The sequence below is a fragment of the Flagellimonas yonaguniensis genome (assembly GCF_029193885.1).
Taxonomy (GTDB): Bacteria; Bacteroidota; Bacteroidia; order Flavobacteriales; family Flavobacteriaceae; genus Flagellimonas; species Flagellimonas yonaguniensis.
This window is the reverse complement of sequence record NZ_JARFVB010000002.1, coordinates 71,215-87,696: the sequence shown is the minus strand read 5'-3', so window position 1 is coordinate 87,696 and position 16,482 is coordinate 71,215. Positions and strand designations below refer to the sequence as shown.

Below are 16,482 nucleotides of genomic sequence, written 5' to 3'. Positions count from 1 at the left end.
AGCACTAACCCCATAAGCAAATTATGAAACTGATTTGTATAGGACGTAATTATGTAGACCACATCAATGAGCTCAGCAATGAGCGTCCGGATGAACCAGTGGTTTTTATAAAGCCCGATTCAGCCATCTTGCCCAAAGAACAGGATTTTTATATTCCCGAATTTTCCGAAGATGTACATTATGAAGTGGAGGTCTTGGTAAAAATCAAAAAGGTAGGAAAACATATTTCCACGGAATTTGCCCACAAGTATTACGATGAAGTGGGCTTGGGAATAGATTTTACCGCAAGGGACCTACAATCCAAATTAAAGTCCAAAGGACTGCCCTGGGAAAAGGCCAAAGGGTTTGATGGGGCTGCAGTGGTGGGAAAGTGGCTGCCCAAGGACAAATTTGAAGATTTGGACAACTTGAATTTCTCATTGTCCAAAAATGGCGAAACGGTCCAAGATGGAAATACCTCATTGATGTTATGGAAGATAGATGAGATTATAGCTCACATATCCACATATTTCATGTTGAAAAAAGGCGATATCATTTTTACAGGTACGCCTGCAGGTGTTGGTAAAGTAAGCCCAAATGACTACCTTGTCGGTACCTTGGAAGAAGAGCAAATGTTTGATATTAATGTAAGATAATGATTTACAACCTCGATAAAATAAATGAAATGGCGGAAGGTGATGAGGATTTCATTACCTCTGTGATCTCCGTCTTTTTGGAAGAAGTGCCAGAGGACTTGGAAGGTCTGGAAAAGGCCATCGAAGTCAAGGACTACGAAAGCATATACAAGCTCGCACACAAAATCAAACCCAATGTGGATATTTTGGGTATGGAGCAGACAAGGGCGAAGGCACTTGAAATAGAAACCCTGGGCAAAACAACAGGGAGTATGGATGAGATTGAAGAAAAATTCCCTATCCTTAAAAAAGATGTGCTCCAAGTGGTTTCCGAACTTAAAAACGACTTCGATCTATAAATGCAAGCTGAAATCATCACCATTGGGGATGAGATTCTCATAGGTCAGATTGTGGACACCAATTCAGCGTTTATTTCCAAAGAGCTGAACAAAATAGGTGTTTCCGTCTATCAGATCACATCTATTCAGGATGATAAGGAACATATTTTAAAGTCCTTGAAGGAAGCTGGGGAACGTTCTTCCGTAGTTATCATCACAGGAGGTTTGGGGCCAACAAAGGATGATGTTACCAAACACACCCTTTGTGAGTTCTTTGAGGATGAACTGGTTCAGGATGATGCCGTTTTGAGTCACATCGAAGAACTTTTCAGAAAATACATCACTACGCCCATTTCAGATTTGAACAGGGAACAGGCCATGGTGCCCTCAAGGGCCACGGTACTGCACAATGAGTTTGGTACGGCACCGGGTATCTGGATTAAAAAAGGGAAAACCGCTTTTGTTTCCCTTCCGGGTGTGCCCTACGAGATGAGGAACCTCATTACCAAATCCGTCCTGCCCAAGATCATTGAAGAATACGACCGCCCCCATATTGTCCACAAGACCATCATGACGTATGGAATGGGGGAGAGTGCCGTTGCCGAAAAGTTGGAGGAGTGGGAGAACAACTTGCCATCCTTTATCAAATTCGCCTATCTGCCCAATATAGGCAGTGTAAGGTTGCGTCTTTCTGCCAAAGGGGATGACAAAGATGCCCTCATGGCTGGTATTGAGGAAGAGGTAAAAAAGCTTTATCCTCTGATTGGAGACATTATATATGGCGAGGAGGAGGAAAATGGACGGGTGGAAAAACAGATTGGAACGTTGTTGACCGAACGAAAAATGTCCCTTGCCACTGCTGAGAGTTTTACGGGAGGAGGCATTGCCGAGCGGATAACCGCAGTTCCAGGGGCTTCCAATTATTTTAAGGGCAGTATGGTGTGCTATGCCACCGAGGCCAAGGTAAATTTGTTGGGAGTGCCACAAGAATTGATCGATGCACATTCCGTAGTGAGTGAGGAAGTGGCCATTGCCATGGCAAACAATGTGAAATGCAAGCTGGGAACTGATTTTGCCATTGCCACAACAGGTAACGCTGGCCCCGCCAAAGGTGACTCCGATGCCGAAGTGGGAACCGTATATATAGGAATAAGTACACCAAAGGAAACTTTTGCCCAAAAATTCGTGATGGGCAAGCACCGGGAAAGGGTCGTGAAAAAGTCTGTAAACAAGGCTTTTGAGCTGTTGTACAAAGAAATTTTAAATTTCTGAAAAAGAATTTTGTACGTCCCATTAAAATGGTATAAATTTGCAGCCTCAATAAAATCACTCAAATAGTTAGGGAGATGTCTAAAGTTTGTGAAGTAACAGGAAAAAAGGTGATGTTTGGAAACAACGTTTCCTTTTCTATCAATAAGACAAAAAGGAGGTTCGATGCGAATATCTCCAAGAAGAGATTTTATATTCCTGAGGAAGATCGTTGGGTAACCTTGAACGTTTCTGCCCGTGGGTTGAAAATCATCAACAAAAAAGGAATCTCTGCTGTCTTGAAGGAAATCAATTCCAAAAAGTAAGTTGTAAAAGCATTTTAAGTACAATACAATGGCAAAGAAAGGAAATAGGGTTCAGGTAATTTTAGAGTGTACAGAACACAAAGAATCTGGTATGCCAGGTACTTCTAGGTATATTACCACCAAGAACAAAAAGAACACGCCAGATAGGATGGAAATCAAAAAATACAATCCTATCCTTAAGCGTATGACAGTTCATAAAGAAATTAAGTAATAGCTTTTTACAAAATAAAGGGCAGAAAAATATAAGCCATGGCAAAGAAAACAGTAGCAACACTTCAGTCATCATCCAAAAGATTGACAAAGGCCATCAAAATGGTTAAATCTCCTAAAACTGGAGCTTATACTTTCGTGGAGTCTGTAATGGCACCCGAGATGGTCAATGACTGGTTGAACAGCAAATAAGGGTTTTTTCCTTAAAACAATATTGAGAGCCGCTTTTTAGCGGCTTTTTTATTTTTAAGGTTTTTTATTTTGTCGTATTTGTATGAAATGATGCATTCTTAATGCCCTTCATTGAAATTTTGTGTTAACAAAACTCCCCTTACTTTGCTATCTTTGACCATTCTCAAAGAACACAGGATGAGCTTATTCAAAAATATATTTTCGAAGGATAAAAAAGAGACCTTGGACAAGGGACTCGAAAAATCCAAAAGCAGTTTTTTTGGTAAACTGGGCAAGGCAGTTGCAGGGAAATCCAAAGTGGATGATGAAGTATTGGATAATCTGGAAGAAGTTTTGGTCACTTCCGATGTGGGTGTAAACACTACCCTAAAAATAATCGAGCGCATCGAAGAACGCGTGTCCCGCGACAAATATATGGGGACGGACGAACTCAATACCATTCTTCGTGAAGAGATCGCTGGTTTGCTTTCGGAGACCAATTCAGGCGAGGATACCGAAATCACGGTTCCCCAAGATAAAAAGCCCTATGTCATTATGGTGGTGGGTGTTAATGGTGTAGGTAAGACTACGACTATTGGAAAATTGGCCCATCAATTTAAAAATAAAGGCTTTAAAGTGGTTCTTGGTGCGGCCGATACCTTTCGTGCAGCTGCCATTGACCAATTGGAAGTTTGGGCGAAGCGTGTGGATGTTCCCATCATAAAACAAAAAATGGGGAGCGATCCGGCTTCCGTTGCTTTCGACACTCTAAACTCCGCTGTGGCGGAAAAGGCTGATGTGGTTTTGGTGGATACGGCCGGGCGTCTACATAACAAGGTAAATTTAATGAATGAGCTCTCCAAGGTAAAGCGCGTCATGCAAAAAGTAGTTCCAGATGCACCTCACGAAGTACTTTTGGTACTTGATGGCTCTACGGGGCAAAATGCATTTGAGCAGGCGAAGCAATTTACCAAAGCCACTGAAGTAAGCAGTTTGGCCGTGACCAAATTGGATGGCACTGCAAAAGGTGGGGTTGTCATCGGTATTTCCGACCAATTCCAAATTCCAGTAAAGTATATTGGCGTAGGCGAGGGGATAGAAGACCTTCAAGTGTTCAACAAATATGAGTTTGTTGATTCATTCTTCAAAATATAAATGACGATGTACAAATATCTTATCTGTTCTTTTTTATTGATTGGTTTCATTTCCTGTAAGCAGAAGGAAGCGCAACCCAAGAAAGATGTTGTTCTGTGGACGCCTTACAACGATTCTGCCGAGGTGGCTGCCAGTGCCGAAAATGAGAACAGACGGATGCGTTATAAATTCATCCAAAGCAAGGTATTGGACAAAAATGAAGTGTTTTTGCCGTTGTATGATGAAGTATCACAATTTACCGAAGCACAATATGAAAAAATGAAGCCTTTGGTTTTGGAGCAAGATATCCCGACCCTTCAAACCCATATTGATCAAGGTACTTTTACGTATGAGGATTTGGTGCTTTTTTATTTGCACAGAATCTATAAATACGAATTGCCCAACAATACCACCCTCAATACCATTATTGCATTGAATCCCAATGTGCTCGAAGAAGCACGTCAGTTGGATGAAAGCAAGGAAATCCATCACCTTATTTACGGTATGCCCATTTTGTTGAAAGACAATATTGGAACTGCTGAAATGAAAACAACAGCAGGGGCCATTGCACTTAAGGATAATCAGACGGATGATGCTTTTATCGTGGAGCGCTTAAAACAAAAGGGAGCACTTATTCTTGGAAAGGCAAACTTGAGTGAGTGGGCCAATTTTATCTGTGGGGTTTGTCCTAACGGACAGAGTGCAGTGGGTGGCCAAACATTGAACCCCTACGGAAGAAGGGTTTTTGATACCGGGGGGTCCAGTGCAGGTAGTGGTACTTCCACCGCGACCAACTACGCCGTAGGTGCTGTGGGCACGGAAACTTCAGGTTCCATACTTTCGCCATCCAGTCAAAATTCCGTGGTTGGATTGAAACCGACTATAGGCTTGTTGAGTAGAACAGGTATTGTGCCTATTTCCAGTACCTTGGATACTCCAGGCCCTATGACCAAAAATGTGACGGACAATGCCATTTTGCTGGATGCCATGTTAGGGAAGGATGATGCCGATTATAAATCGGTAAGTGCAGAACCGGGCATTTTATCCGCTTGGATGAACCCAGAACCTCTGAAGGAAATCCGTTTAGGTGCAATGAAGAACTTAATGGAACGCGATTCCATTTATGTTGCCAATGTCGAGGCTTTGAGAGAGGCTGGCGCACAAGTCGTGGAATTTGAAGCAGAGAACATTCCCTTGGAAGGTTTTACCACCCTGTTGAATCTGGATATGAGGGAAGATTTGCCTGCTTATATAAATGCTGAGGTCAAGGATAAAGATGCTGTACGGGTGGAATCCGTAGAAGATGTGGTTGCCTTTAACCAGCAAGATTCCCTGGTACGTATACCTTATGGACAAGCCCGTTTTGATGGTATTTTGGCGGATTCAACTACTGCAGAGCAATTTGAAAAAATAAAAGAAGACTTAATGGAATCGGGAAGAGCCTTCTTCAATATTATGGAAGAAAAGGACCTCGATGCCGTGTTGAGCATCAACAATTACCATGCAGGTTACGCAGCGGTGGCGGAATATCCTGCCTTGACTGTTCCCATGGGATATAAAGCTACTGGGGAGCCAGAAAGTCTGACCTTCATCGGAAAGCCTTTTTCTGAAGCACATTTATTGCGTATCGGTAAAGCCTTTGAGGAATTGACCAAAGCAAGGGAAATCCCCAAAGGTTATCAGGACTAGTCGATATAGGCATTGAGTTTTTCCCAAAGTTGGTTGTCAAAACTAGAGGGCCCCAATTGACTTTCTCCAGCATCGTCGCCCAAACGAACAATGACCAATCTCTCGCTTGGAATCAGATATAATTTTTGGTCAAAGGCACCGAGTCCCGCGATAAGCTCATCAGGAGCTTCCGGGATTAATTCACCACTAATTGAAGTCTCAAAACTGGGGGCTTTGTAACTGTTCTTACCGTTCAACCACCATAGATATCCGTACGAGGGGTTCAAATCTTGTGAGGTATTGGTCATTTCCGTGAAATAGGTTTTGTCCGTCAGGATTTCTTCCCCATCCCAAGTGCCTTCATTCAGGCAAAGTAGCCCAAAACGTGCCATACTTCGGGTATTACTAAAGAAAAGGTTATTGTACCCCAATTTGACCCAATTTCCCTGCATTCCTATTCTATCCCTTATTTTTTGGTACGAATACTGTTTGAAATCCACTTGGGTGGCGTTTGTGATCACTTGGTCCAAAATGGTATAGGCTGCATTGTGATAGTACCAGAAAGTTCCCGGTTCATTTTTATATAAAAGGCATTCCTTATCATAACAAAAAGGGTCGTCCACGGTATAATCCAACCCTGTGGTCATGGTCAAATGATGACGTATTTTGATGTTGGCTTCCTGTTCTGGCGTAAGCATGGACCAACCTTCGCCCAAATATTCTTGTGAGGAGTCTTCTATTGACAAAAAGCCTTCCGCTTGGGCAATACCCACCGTCATTGCTGTCAAGGTCTTACCGGCTGAATTCCAAGAATGATTGTCGTTGGCGGTAAAATCATCAAAATACCATTCGACCACAATCTTACCATCTTTCAGAATAATGAAGCCATCCGTGCCTTTTTCGTTCAAAAAATCATGTAAACCTTGTTCAGCATCAATGCTCCAAGATAGGTCGGATGGAGATAGGGTTTCCCATTCAGACGTTCCCAAAGGAGGAAAGTACAATTGACTTTCTTCAGGCTCGGGACCTGGTATTTGGTCAGTTACCTCATTGTCGGAAGAGCAGCCCAAAACAAGGAACAGACTTGAAAGAAATGGTAAAAAGAAGTTTTTCATTGTGCTGACATTTAGAGTTTTGACTACAATGAGGTTCAATAGTTTAACGTAGAAGAGCTAAAAATATGCAGTCAATTCAATGTAATGCCTTGTGTTATTGTATTTTTGCACTCCATTTAAAGGAACTATGCGGACAAAATCCTTAAAGAAGAACAAAATCAATGTGGTGACCTTAGGTTGCAGCAAGAATGTCTACGACTCGGAAGTGTTGATGGGACAGCTGCGTGCAAACAATAAAGAGGTGACCCATGAAGAGGAAGGCAATGTGGTGGTAATCAATACCTGCGGATTTATTGCCAATGCAAAGGAGGAAAGCGTGAACACTATTTTGGAGTACGTGCAAAAAAAGGAGTCCGGTGATGTGGACAAGGTTTTTGTGACCGGCTGTTTAAGTGAGCGCTATAAGCCAGATCTGGAGAAGGAGATTCCGAATGTTGACGAATATTTTGGAACGAGCGACCTTCCCAATTTACTGAAGGCCTTAGGTGCCGATTATAAGCACGAGTTGATAGGAGAGCGCTTGACCACCACACCCAAAAACTACGCCTATCTCAAGATTGCCGAAGGTTGTGATCGTCCTTGTTCTTTCTGTGCCATACCTTTAATGCGTGGAAAACACCGAAGCACCCCAATTGAAGAATTGGTGGCGGAAGCTGAAAAATTGGCTGCCAAAGGTGTACAAGAATTAATTTTGATTGCGCAAGACCTTACCTATTATGGCCTTGATCTTTATAAAAAACGAAACTTGGCCGAATTGCTTCAGGCGTTGGTGGAAGTGGAGGGCATTGAATGGATTCGTTTGCACTATGCATTCCCAACAGGATTCCCGATGGATGTTTTGGATGTGATGCGCAACGAGCCTAAAATCTGTAACTATATAGATATTCCGTTACAGCATATTTCGGATGCCATACTTAAAAGTATGCGACGTGGAACCACGCAGGCCAAGACCACAAAATTGTTGAGAGACTTTAGGGAAGCGGTGCCCGGAATGGCCATCCGAACCACCTTGATCGTGGGCTACCCTGGAGAAACCGAAGAAGATTTTGAGACTTTGAAACAATGGGTCCAAGATATGCGATTTGAGCGCTTAGGCTGCTTTACATACAGCCACGAAGAGAATACCCATGCCTATAATTTACAGGATGATGTTCCCGAAGAAGTAAAACAAGAGCGGGCCAACATCATTATGGAAATCCAATCGCAGATATCTTGGGAGCTGAACCAAGAAAAAATCGGAAAAACCTTCCGTTGTATCATCGACAGGAAAGAAGGGAATCACTTTGTGGGGCGTACCGAATTCGATTCACCCGATGTGGACAATGAAGTATTGATTGATGCTACCAAGCATTATGTGAAAATCGGGGACTTTGTGAACATCAAGATTACCGATGCCTCCGATTACGATTTATTTGGAGACCCCGCTTAAGCGTCGGTGGCCAAATCAATGGATTCTTTTTCCAAAGGGTTTTCGGCAGAGAGCAAAGCTGTTTTGATGACCTCGCTCCAAATGGCGTATCCTTTTTTGTTTAGGTGTAAGCCATCGGACATATAGAGTTCAGGTTTCGGACGGTTGTCCGCTGTGATCATTTGCCCAAAAACATTGATGAATTGTGCATTGAGTTCTCCAATTACATATTTGGACAATAATAGGTTGGTCTCAATGATTTGGGGAATCATTTCCTCGCGTTCCAAACTGGGCTTCAAGCTTACAAAGGCCAGTTCCACTTCGGGATATTTTTTGAGAATCATCTGAACCAGTTTGTTACAGTCGTTCAAAACTTCTTGCGGAGACTTGCCTTGTGCAAGGTCATTCTCCCCAGCGTAGAGTACAATCTTATTGGGTTCAGCTCCATTGAAAATTTCATCAAAATAATGAATGCACCATGCATAAGTAGATCCTCCAAACCCTAAGTTGAGCACATTGAAAGGGGCCAAATCCTTTTTCATTCCAACCCAAAGTCGCACGGAGGAACTTCCGTAAAAAATAATCAAGTCGTTTTGGTCTTCCAGACTGTGGACACGTCTTTTTAATCGCTTTATCTCGTTGCGCCATATTTCTGGTGGTTCTTCCATTACGGTCGGAGCAGGTGCTGTATAAAGTTCCTCTGCCCTTTTTCTTGCAGCTTCCACATACTTCGCATAAGTGTGTTGATAGCCTTTTACAAATTCATATACATCAGAAGCATCCGTCTCGGTTAATTTTTCGCTCAGTTTAAATGGTTCGTGAATCTTACAGTAAAAAAAACCATCTGAAATACGCTTGTCAAAATTTGCTAGGACAATGGGCACAATGTAAGGTTCATTTTCCATGGATTGAGCCAGTTTAAAAACTCCCATTTTAAAAGGCCCAGGTGATTCCTCGGTGGAGTAGGATGTGCCTTCAGGACTGATTACCAAATTATGGCCGTCTTGCAAATATTCAGATGCAGTGCGATAAAATATGCTACGGGTTTCTTTTTTGCTCCTTTTGTCCACTGTGTCCGATTCCTTGGTGTAGACATTGATGTATCCCAATTTGTTGTAATAGTTCTGATGGCCATATTCTTGACCACGACCGATCCTTACCGTTCGAATACCTGGATCACTGTATTTTTCATCTAAGATCTTGGCACTGATAAAATGCGAATCCAACGTAATTTGAAATTTGTTGTTGAGCGTGTAGAACGGGTGGTTGAACAGATGGTTGTATATAAAGATACATCCACTTTTCTGAGGGAGATTGTCCATCCCCTCTATGTGGTATTGTACGTGTTCGAATGCTTTTTTTGTGGTCAAGGCACACGATTTTCTGACATCGATTCCCGGTTCGTTTTTCATTTCCGCTACCGTTTCATATATCTGTTGAAGCCCTTTGAGAAACTTTAGTTCCTGCATATCCTCTTGCAAAAGTTCTAAACTTAGTGAAGCGATATGGCGCTCCAAATGCGAACCATTGTTGATGAGTTTCGACAAGGCATCATACCCCAATTGTTTGGTGTTGGTATTGGAGAGCAAGTGCCCAACCTGATGCAAAGGGGATGATAGGGCCAATCGTGATTTGTTGTTCTCGATCAATTGATATACTGCTTGCAGATTGTGTTTGCCCAAAAGTCCCAAGTAGCGGACGAAGGCTGCATTGATTTGATTGCCCATCAGCCATAACAACCGCATAAAAAAGTTGTGTGCGAAAACGGAGCATTTGTCCAGCAGTTGTAGCAAATCCTTTTGATGGATAAAATAAATAGAGGTTTTCTGGGTAGTGACAGCGGAGCAAATATCCTTTTCTCCCATAGCGCAGGACCAGCCAAAAATAAAACCTGGATTGTTGATAGACCGCTGGCGTATCTCAATGTTCCCTTCCAATCGTTTGATGGTCACTTCCCCGTGAATCAGAATAAAAAGTCCGTTTGTAAGCCTGTCTTGGACGTAAAGCACTTCATCGGGTTCATACTCCCGTCGCTCGGCAATGGAGGCGATTTGCGACAGTTGTTGGTCATCAAAATAATCCAAAAATGGAGAGCGCCGCATCAACGAGACCACTTCGGCCTGCTCGGTATTGGGCCCCATAAAAAATTCACGGTCTTTTTGTAGGGGACGATAGCGTGCCGCTTGCAGCAAATCGGTCTGTTTTAAAAGTGCTTGCCGCAGTTGATGGTACAGCGAACGACTTACCTTGGCAATGGTTTGGTTGGTTTCATTATTTTCCAAATGATGGACCATTTCGTCAATGGGCACTTCAAAAAAAGTTGCCTGCTCGGAAGCTACCACGATTTTGTAGGTATATCTTTTACGATCGTTGAGTCCATTGAGGCCCAAGGTGCTCATAGACTGTGAAATTTGGCAGACCAGTACTTCCTCTTCGGGATCTTTGGTGGTGGAATAATAATCGAAAGTGCCTTGGAGCAACCATCGGAACGTATTCACTTTGGAATGTATGTTGCAAATAACGTGACCCTTTTCGTATACAGAAAGGGTTCCATTGGGAAACTGTTTTTTCAGATAATTGATATCCGCTTCAATCTGACTCACAAGCCTTCTTCAAGTATGGGTTGGTACGGTTAACTTCATCAAAAAAAAGCAGTTGAAGAAAGTATTTTGGAATAAAAATGAATTTGAAAAAATGAGGCTGTGATCATAGCGGTATTTCTAAAATTCAGATATGATATTGGTCAATCCCATATTGTGGAAAACCTTGAAAATGTCAGTTTTTGGTTGTAGCACAAACAGGGGGTAACCTCATATTCAGACTTCTAAAAACTGACATTGGTCATGGTATTTGGAATTACTGTTAGGTACTTTTAGTACTTCAAAAAGAAACTGAGCACCAATTTTTCTTTTGGCACTTATAGGAAACAAGGAACATTTACAATTAACTATAACAACTATGAACCAAAATCAAAATAAACTGAAAGCGAGTGTTACCCTACTTCGTATATTCATTGGGTGGCACTTTTTATTTGAAGGTGTGGTAAAGATGTATAATCCCGAGTGGACATCCTTTGGCTATTTGGCGACCGCACAAGGACCTTTTGAGTGGTTTTTTACCATGTTGATAGGGGATGCGACCATAGGTTGGGTGGATACATTGAACATTATCGCACTCATGGTGGTCGGGGTAACCTTTACCCTTGGAATTTTTGAGCGTCTCGGAGCCATAGTGGGAATTGGCCTTTTGGCACTGTATTTTTTTGCCCATCCACCGTTTCCGGGTCTTACCCAAATGAACGTCGAGGGAAACTACTGGATCATCAATAAAAACTTGATTGAGCTGGTGGCCTGTATCGTTATCTATCAATTGCCTACGGGGGCTTACTTTGGCTTGGATTATCTAAGAAAGAACAAACTTAAAACTCAGGAACAATGAAATGGACTAGAAGAGACCTTTTAATAGGATTGGGAGGCTTGCCCGTACTTGGAGCTGTATGGTGGGCTGGAGCGGCGACCTCTGTTGGGTCACAAAAAAAACGTTCTGAAATATTGGAACAGCTCAACATAAAACCATCATTGCCACCTGCAGTTCCAGGAATAGGGGGAGACCCTGTTAGAATTGGGGTAATCGGTTTTGGTATTCGTGGCGAACAGTTGACCAGGGCGCTGGGCTTTGCAACCGATGAATGGAAAGAGGAGATGCGTTTGGCCGCCGAAGAAGACCCCAATAACAAAAGATTGGAGGATTTTGAGGCCCAAGAACGTCTCAACGTGAAATTGGTGGGTATTTGTGATGTATTTGATGTGCGTGCAGAGAAATTCATTAATTCGTTCTCTACGGATGACAATCAAATCAAAAGATATGTGACCTATAAGGATATGATTCAAAGTGGGGATGTGGATGCGGTCGTGATCGCAACACCGGATCATTGGCATGCCCCCATGTCCATTGAAGCTTTGAACAACAATGTGCATGTGTATGTGGAAAAACCGATGACGCACACCGTTGCGGAAACCTATACTTTGCGCAATGCTGCCGAAAATTCCGAAGCGGTATTCGCTGTGGGGCACCAACACAGGCAAACCTTGAGTTTTAGTACCGCCCGCGATATTGTGGACAAAGGAACCCTGGGTCATGTTTCATTGATCCAGACAAATACCAACAGGAACGATGACAATGGTGCCTGGAATTATGATATCCATGAGAAGGCCAGTCCTGAGACCATTGACTGGGAGCAGTTTTTGGGTTCTGCCCCAACGGTGCCGTTCAATAAGAACCATTTTTTCAGGTGGCGTAAATGGTGGTCCTATGGTTCCGGCCTTTCCGGGGATTTATTGTCTCACGATTATGATCGTTTGAACTGCGTGCTAAATATGGGGATTCCAGCATCTGTAATTTCTTCAGGTGGAATTTACACGCATAACGATGGACGAAATGTGCCCGATGTGATTCAAGTGAACATGGAGTTTCCTGATTTTAGTACCGGAAGCAGTCAAGCCAAGGGCAAAGAAAATGGTATGACCTTTTGCTACAGTGCTACTTTGGGGAACGGGTTCAGTAGACCTACGATTTTAATGGGACATGATGCCACTATGGAACTCGGCAATAGATTGACCGTTTGGCCCGATGGTGCATCCACCCGATATGCCGATATGTTGGAAGCTGAAAAAATGAGACCCAATGTGCCCATATACCAATACGATCCAGCGGCTAAGGCAACGGATGCTGTATCATCGGCCACATCGCAATACTTTGCGGACAAAGGCTTGATGTGGACCTATATTGATGGGGTTCGGGTAGATTCCACCTTCTTGCATATGCGAGAGTGGTTGAGTGTCATAAAAAATGGTGGAAAGGTAAGCTGTGGTATCAAGGAAGGGTTTGAAGAGGCTATCTCCGCTCACATGGCAGGCTTGTCATGGAAATTGGGCAGGAAAATAGAATGGGATGCCGCAAGCCAGACCTTGAAACCGATTGAAGGGATTGACTTTGACCAAGTACTCTTGGCCAATGAAAATTGGAACATACAACCAGAAATGGTTGGATGAGGTTTCTTGATTTTTACGGATTCTAGTCCGGAGAATGGGATGTTGCCCAAAGGGATTTATTCTTGAGGCAATGTCCCATTCGTATTTTAGTGGTGTAAACTTAGATTTCCATATTGTAGACCTCGCCCCTGTGGGGTTTGAGAATATCCTTTACTTCCTTCAATTCAAATTCGGCCACCACCAAATAGGCGATGCTATGGGTAGGGCTGAAATGCTCCACACCTCCCAAATCATATTTCAACTCCTCCACTTCCACAAACTCCTTCAGGTGTTTTAAGTAGTGTTCGGCAATCTGGGCAGCAGTTGGCCCTCTAAAGTCCCAAATGATCTTGATTTTTCTATCCAAAAGTTTTTCCATTGTTTTTATGAGTTGAGCACGGAGATGCCATTTTCGGCGAATGCCTTAAAGTCTTCCATGTATTTTAAGGATTGTTTTTTAAAAGCACCCGGCATCAGAAAGCCCATGAGTTTCATACCGAATCCCGAAAGTTGAAATTCCGATTCGGATATCCATCGGGTTTTGCCATCTTCTTCTTTAAAAAAGTTTTTTTGAATGTTGTGGACCCCTTTGGTATCGTAGGTCATGTGAATTTCTTTGGGAAGGTTTCTTTTGATGATGGTTTCCACCATATCCATTTTCCGTTTTCCCATTTCGTAGCTCAAGCTCATCCGAGCCCCTTCTTGTCCAGGATTGTTGGATAGTTGCTCATAGGCAATAAGTCCTCTTTGCCAATGCTTCATGTTATCTGGGTCATCCATTTTTTTGATGAATTCTTCCCTTGGGACATCAACAACAATCTCGGTAGTATACTTCATGTTCAGTTTGGTTTTGTACTAAAGTAGCAATTTCTTGGCATCTATTTCCAACTAAAAAATCTGTTAAGGAAATTAGAACCTTCTTGTAAGGGATTTTGTAATTGTTATTTTTGCGGGATGCTTAAGCACCAAAAAAATACGCTTTTCATCCTTTGCGCTTTGGCTTCGGTCTTATTTGTTTCTTGCGAGGGGATGTTCAATAAAGCGGAAGAAAAGGAACCACTGGCGAGGGTTGATGATACTTTTCTATATAAAGAGGATATTGCCCCTTTGATCGGGGATGATATGACAGCGGAGGATAGCACTGTTTTTGTGACCAATTATATCAACAATTGGGCATCCAAACAGTTATTGTTGTCCAAATCGAAAATCAATCTGCCCGAAGAAAAATTGGCTGAATTTGATCGCTTGGTGTCCGATTACCGAGCAGACCTATATACGCGGGCCTATATTGAAGCTTTGGTAAATCAATCCCGAGATACCGCGATTACCAAAAACCAGCTTGAAGAGTTTTACGAGCGAGAGAAGGAGAACTTCAAACTGAACGAGAAATTGGTGCAGCTCAGGTTTGTGGGAATGTCCAAGCAGTTTTTGGATAGCGATGGGGTAGAGGCCAAAATCAAAAATTGGGATGATTCCGATAAAAGATACTTGGACTCCATAGCGGTACAGTTCAAAAAAATCCATTTTAACGATTCCATTTGGGTAAGTGCTTCGCGGGTAATCGAAGAAATACCCCCTTTGACACAGGCAAATGAGGAAACCCACTTAAAAAAAACACAATTTTTTGAGTTACAAGATTCGTTAGAGGTATATTTGGGCTGGGTAACCAATGTGTTGGAAGTCAACGAAACAGCACCTTTTGATTATGTGGAGCCGGATATCAGGCAACTGATTTTGAACAGGAGACGGTTGAACTATGTTAAAAGACTGGAAACTGAAATTATAGATGAAGCTATTAAGAAGAAAGAATTTGAGGTTTATGATAAAGAAAATTAAAGGACTTTCCATAGCATTTTTTGCAATGCTCGGAATGGTACAGGCACAAGAAGCAGACCAAGCAATGGGTGTGAATGATACCATAAGCAATACCAAAAAAGTGAAATTGGATGGTATTGCCGCAGTGGTCGGGGACTATGTGATTTTGGAATCGGATATCGACAAGACATTGATCGACCTTCAAAACCAAGGAGCCTCCACTGAGGATGTGACCCGTTGCAGTCTTTTGGGAAAACTGATGGAAGATAGACTGTATGCCCATCAAGCCGTCCAGGATAGCTTGTTGGTATCCGATGATATGGTAAACGCCCAAAGTGATAGACAGATTCAGCAGTTGACACAGCAGATAGGTAGTGTCGAGAGAATGCTCAACTACTACAAAAAGTCCGATATGGAAAGCTTCCGTGAAGAGCTTTTTGAAATCAATAAGCTACGTATGCTCTCCGAAAAAATGCAAGGTAAAATTGTAGAGCCCATCGAAGTGACCCCAGAGGAGGTTCGCCAGTTTTTCTACAAAATTCCAGAGGATGAGCGACCTGTTTTCGGGGCGGAGTTGGAAATCGCCCAGATTGTAAAGCAGCCAGAAGCTCCTGAAGAGGAAAAGCAAAAGGTAATCAATCAATTGAAGGAAATCCGTCAGGATGTTTTGGAGAACGATGCCAGTTTCAACGTAAAGGCGATTTTGTATTCAGAGGATCCAGGCTCCAAATCTCAGGGAGGTTTCTATAGTATGACAAAGGAAACCCCGTTTGTAAAAGAATTCAAGGATGTTGCCTTTAGCCTTCAAGAAGGGGAAATCTCGGAGCCCTTTGAAACCACCTTTGGATATCATATTATTTATCTAGAGAAGGTAAGAGGACAGGAAAGGGATTTACGCCACATCCTCATGATTCCGGATGTTCCCCAAAGTGCCATCGACAAAGCTGTAAGTGAATTGGATACCATTCGCCAGCAGATTTTGGATGGAAAATATACCTTTGCCGAGGCCGCACTGAATTTTTCAGATGAAAAAGAGACCAAGTTCGATGGAGGATTGCTCCGTAATCCCATAAATTTTGATTCCCGTTTTGAGCTGACCAAGATGGACCCGACACTTTACAACCAAGTTAGGGATTTAAAGGATGGGGAAATCTCACGTCCACTTCGTGAGAATGACCAAAGAGGAGGTGCTCCAAAGTTCAAGATCATGAAGATTTCCAATAGATATGACGAGCACGAGGCGGATTTTGCCAAGGACTACATAAAGATTCAGGAGTTGGCGCTAAGGGAAAAGCAATTCAAGGCCATCAAGGAATGGATGGACGAGCATATCGAAGACACTTATATCCATGTGGATTCGGAAAGTAGGGGTTGTGATTTTGCAAACAACTGGGTAAAGGAATAA

Annotated in this window: 17 protein-coding genes; 13 read left to right on the top strand and 4 right to left on the bottom strand. The window is 42.7% G+C overall.

Going from position 1 to position 16,482, the window contains the following annotated elements; translation table 11 throughout:
• The first annotated feature begins 23 nt into the window (after positions 1-23).
• From PY092_RS04740 to PY092_RS04705, 8 genes are all read left to right on the top strand, one after another.
• Positions 24-635: a fumarylacetoacetate hydrolase family protein gene (locus PY092_RS04740; protein WP_275614712.1), complete on the top strand. Its 612-nt coding sequence runs from the start codon at positions 24-26 to the stop codon at positions 633-635.
• Entirely contained in the window at positions 635-973 is a 339-nt protein-coding gene (locus tag PY092_RS04735; protein ID WP_275614711.1) for an Hpt domain-containing protein, read from the top strand. Before PY092_RS04740 ends, PY092_RS04735 begins: the two co-directional genes overlap by 1 nt.
• Positions 974-2,224, top strand: coding sequence for a competence/damage-inducible protein A (locus PY092_RS04730; RefSeq protein ID WP_275614710.1), 1,251 nt, complete (start codon positions 974-976; stop codon positions 2,222-2,224).
• Positions 2,225-2,298: 74 nt separating this feature from the next.
• Entirely contained in the window at positions 2,299-2,526 is a 228-nt protein-coding gene (rpmB, locus tag PY092_RS04725) for a 50S ribosomal protein L28 (RefSeq protein WP_100817573.1), read from the top strand.
• Between the two features lie 28 nt (positions 2,527-2,554).
• A complete protein-coding gene (gene rpmG / locus PY092_RS04720; RefSeq protein WP_100817574.1) occupies positions 2,555-2,737 on the top strand; it encodes a 50S ribosomal protein L33 in 183 nt (60 codons plus the stop codon).
• A gap of 38 nt (positions 2,738-2,775) precedes the next feature.
• A complete protein-coding gene (locus PY092_RS04715) occupies positions 2,776-2,928 on the top strand; it encodes a DUF4295 domain-containing protein (protein WP_108245252.1) in 153 nt (50 codons plus the stop codon).
• 177 nt (positions 2,929-3,105) lie between these two features.
• Positions 3,106-4,062, top strand: coding sequence for a signal recognition particle-docking protein FtsY (gene ftsY, locus PY092_RS04710; RefSeq protein WP_275614709.1), 957 nt, complete (start codon positions 3,106-3,108; stop codon positions 4,060-4,062).
• Between the two features lie 6 nt (positions 4,063-4,068).
• Positions 4,069-5,730 (top strand): amidase family protein, encoded by a 1,662-nt coding sequence (locus tag PY092_RS04705; RefSeq protein ID WP_275614708.1) that lies wholly within the window; start codon positions 4,069-4,071, stop codon positions 5,728-5,730.
• Here the strand turns inward: PY092_RS04705 and PY092_RS04700 are convergent.
• Complete coding sequence (locus PY092_RS04700; RefSeq protein ID WP_275614707.1) at positions 5,727-6,824, bottom strand: serine hydrolase domain-containing protein; 1,098 nt, start codon at positions 6,822-6,824, stop codon at positions 5,727-5,729. The two genes, PY092_RS04705 and PY092_RS04700, sit on opposite strands and share 4 nt — an antisense overlap.
• 127 nt (positions 6,825-6,951) lie before the next feature.
• Between PY092_RS04700 and rimO the strand changes: the two genes are divergently transcribed.
• On the top strand, positions 6,952-8,253 hold the full coding sequence (rimO, locus tag PY092_RS04695) for a 30S ribosomal protein S12 methylthiotransferase RimO (protein WP_275614706.1): 1,302 nt from the start codon (positions 6,952-6,954) through the stop codon (positions 8,251-8,253).
• On the opposite strand, the gene PY092_RS04690 is transcribed toward rimO, so the two are convergent.
• On the bottom strand, positions 8,250-10,835 hold the full coding sequence (locus PY092_RS04690) for a cyclic nucleotide-binding domain-containing protein (RefSeq protein WP_275614705.1): 2,586 nt from the start codon (positions 10,833-10,835) through the stop codon (positions 8,250-8,252). The genes rimO and PY092_RS04690 overlap by 4 nt on opposite strands.
• Before the next feature lie 355 nt (positions 10,836-11,190).
• Between PY092_RS04690 and PY092_RS04685 the strand changes: the two genes are divergently transcribed.
• Both PY092_RS04685 and PY092_RS04680 read left to right on the top strand, forming a co-directional pair.
• Complete coding sequence (locus PY092_RS04685) at positions 11,191-11,670, top strand: DoxX family protein (protein ID WP_275614704.1); 480 nt, start codon at positions 11,191-11,193, stop codon at positions 11,668-11,670.
• Positions 11,667-13,283, top strand: a complete 1,617-nt coding sequence (locus tag PY092_RS04680) for a Gfo/Idh/MocA family protein (RefSeq protein ID WP_275614703.1) — start codon at positions 11,667-11,669, stop codon at positions 13,281-13,283. The genes PY092_RS04685 and PY092_RS04680 overlap by 4 nt, the downstream gene beginning before the upstream one ends.
• A 100-nt stretch (positions 13,284-13,383) precedes the next feature.
• Here PY092_RS04680 and PY092_RS04675 read toward each other — a convergent pair whose 3' ends face one another.
• Together PY092_RS04675 and PY092_RS04670 are read right to left on the bottom strand one after the other, a co-directional pair.
• Entirely contained in the window at positions 13,384-13,641 is a 258-nt protein-coding gene (locus PY092_RS04675) for a hypothetical protein (RefSeq protein WP_275614702.1), read from the bottom strand.
• 5 nt (positions 13,642-13,646) lie between these two features.
• Positions 13,647-14,099 (bottom strand): SRPBCC family protein, encoded by a 453-nt coding sequence (locus PY092_RS04670; protein ID WP_275614701.1) that lies wholly within the window; start codon positions 14,097-14,099, stop codon positions 13,647-13,649.
• Between the two features lie 117 nt (positions 14,100-14,216).
• On the opposite strand from PY092_RS04670, the gene PY092_RS04665 reads away from it, so the two are divergent.
• Complete coding sequence (locus tag PY092_RS04665; protein ID WP_275614700.1) at positions 14,217-15,098, top strand: peptidyl-prolyl cis-trans isomerase; 882 nt, start codon at positions 14,217-14,219, stop codon at positions 15,096-15,098.
• The gene (locus tag PY092_RS04660; protein WP_275614699.1) at positions 15,082-16,482 is read left to right on the top strand and encodes a peptidylprolyl isomerase; all 1,401 of its coding nucleotides are present in this window, start codon (positions 15,082-15,084) and stop codon (positions 16,480-16,482) included. Before PY092_RS04665 ends, PY092_RS04660 begins: the two co-directional genes overlap by 17 nt.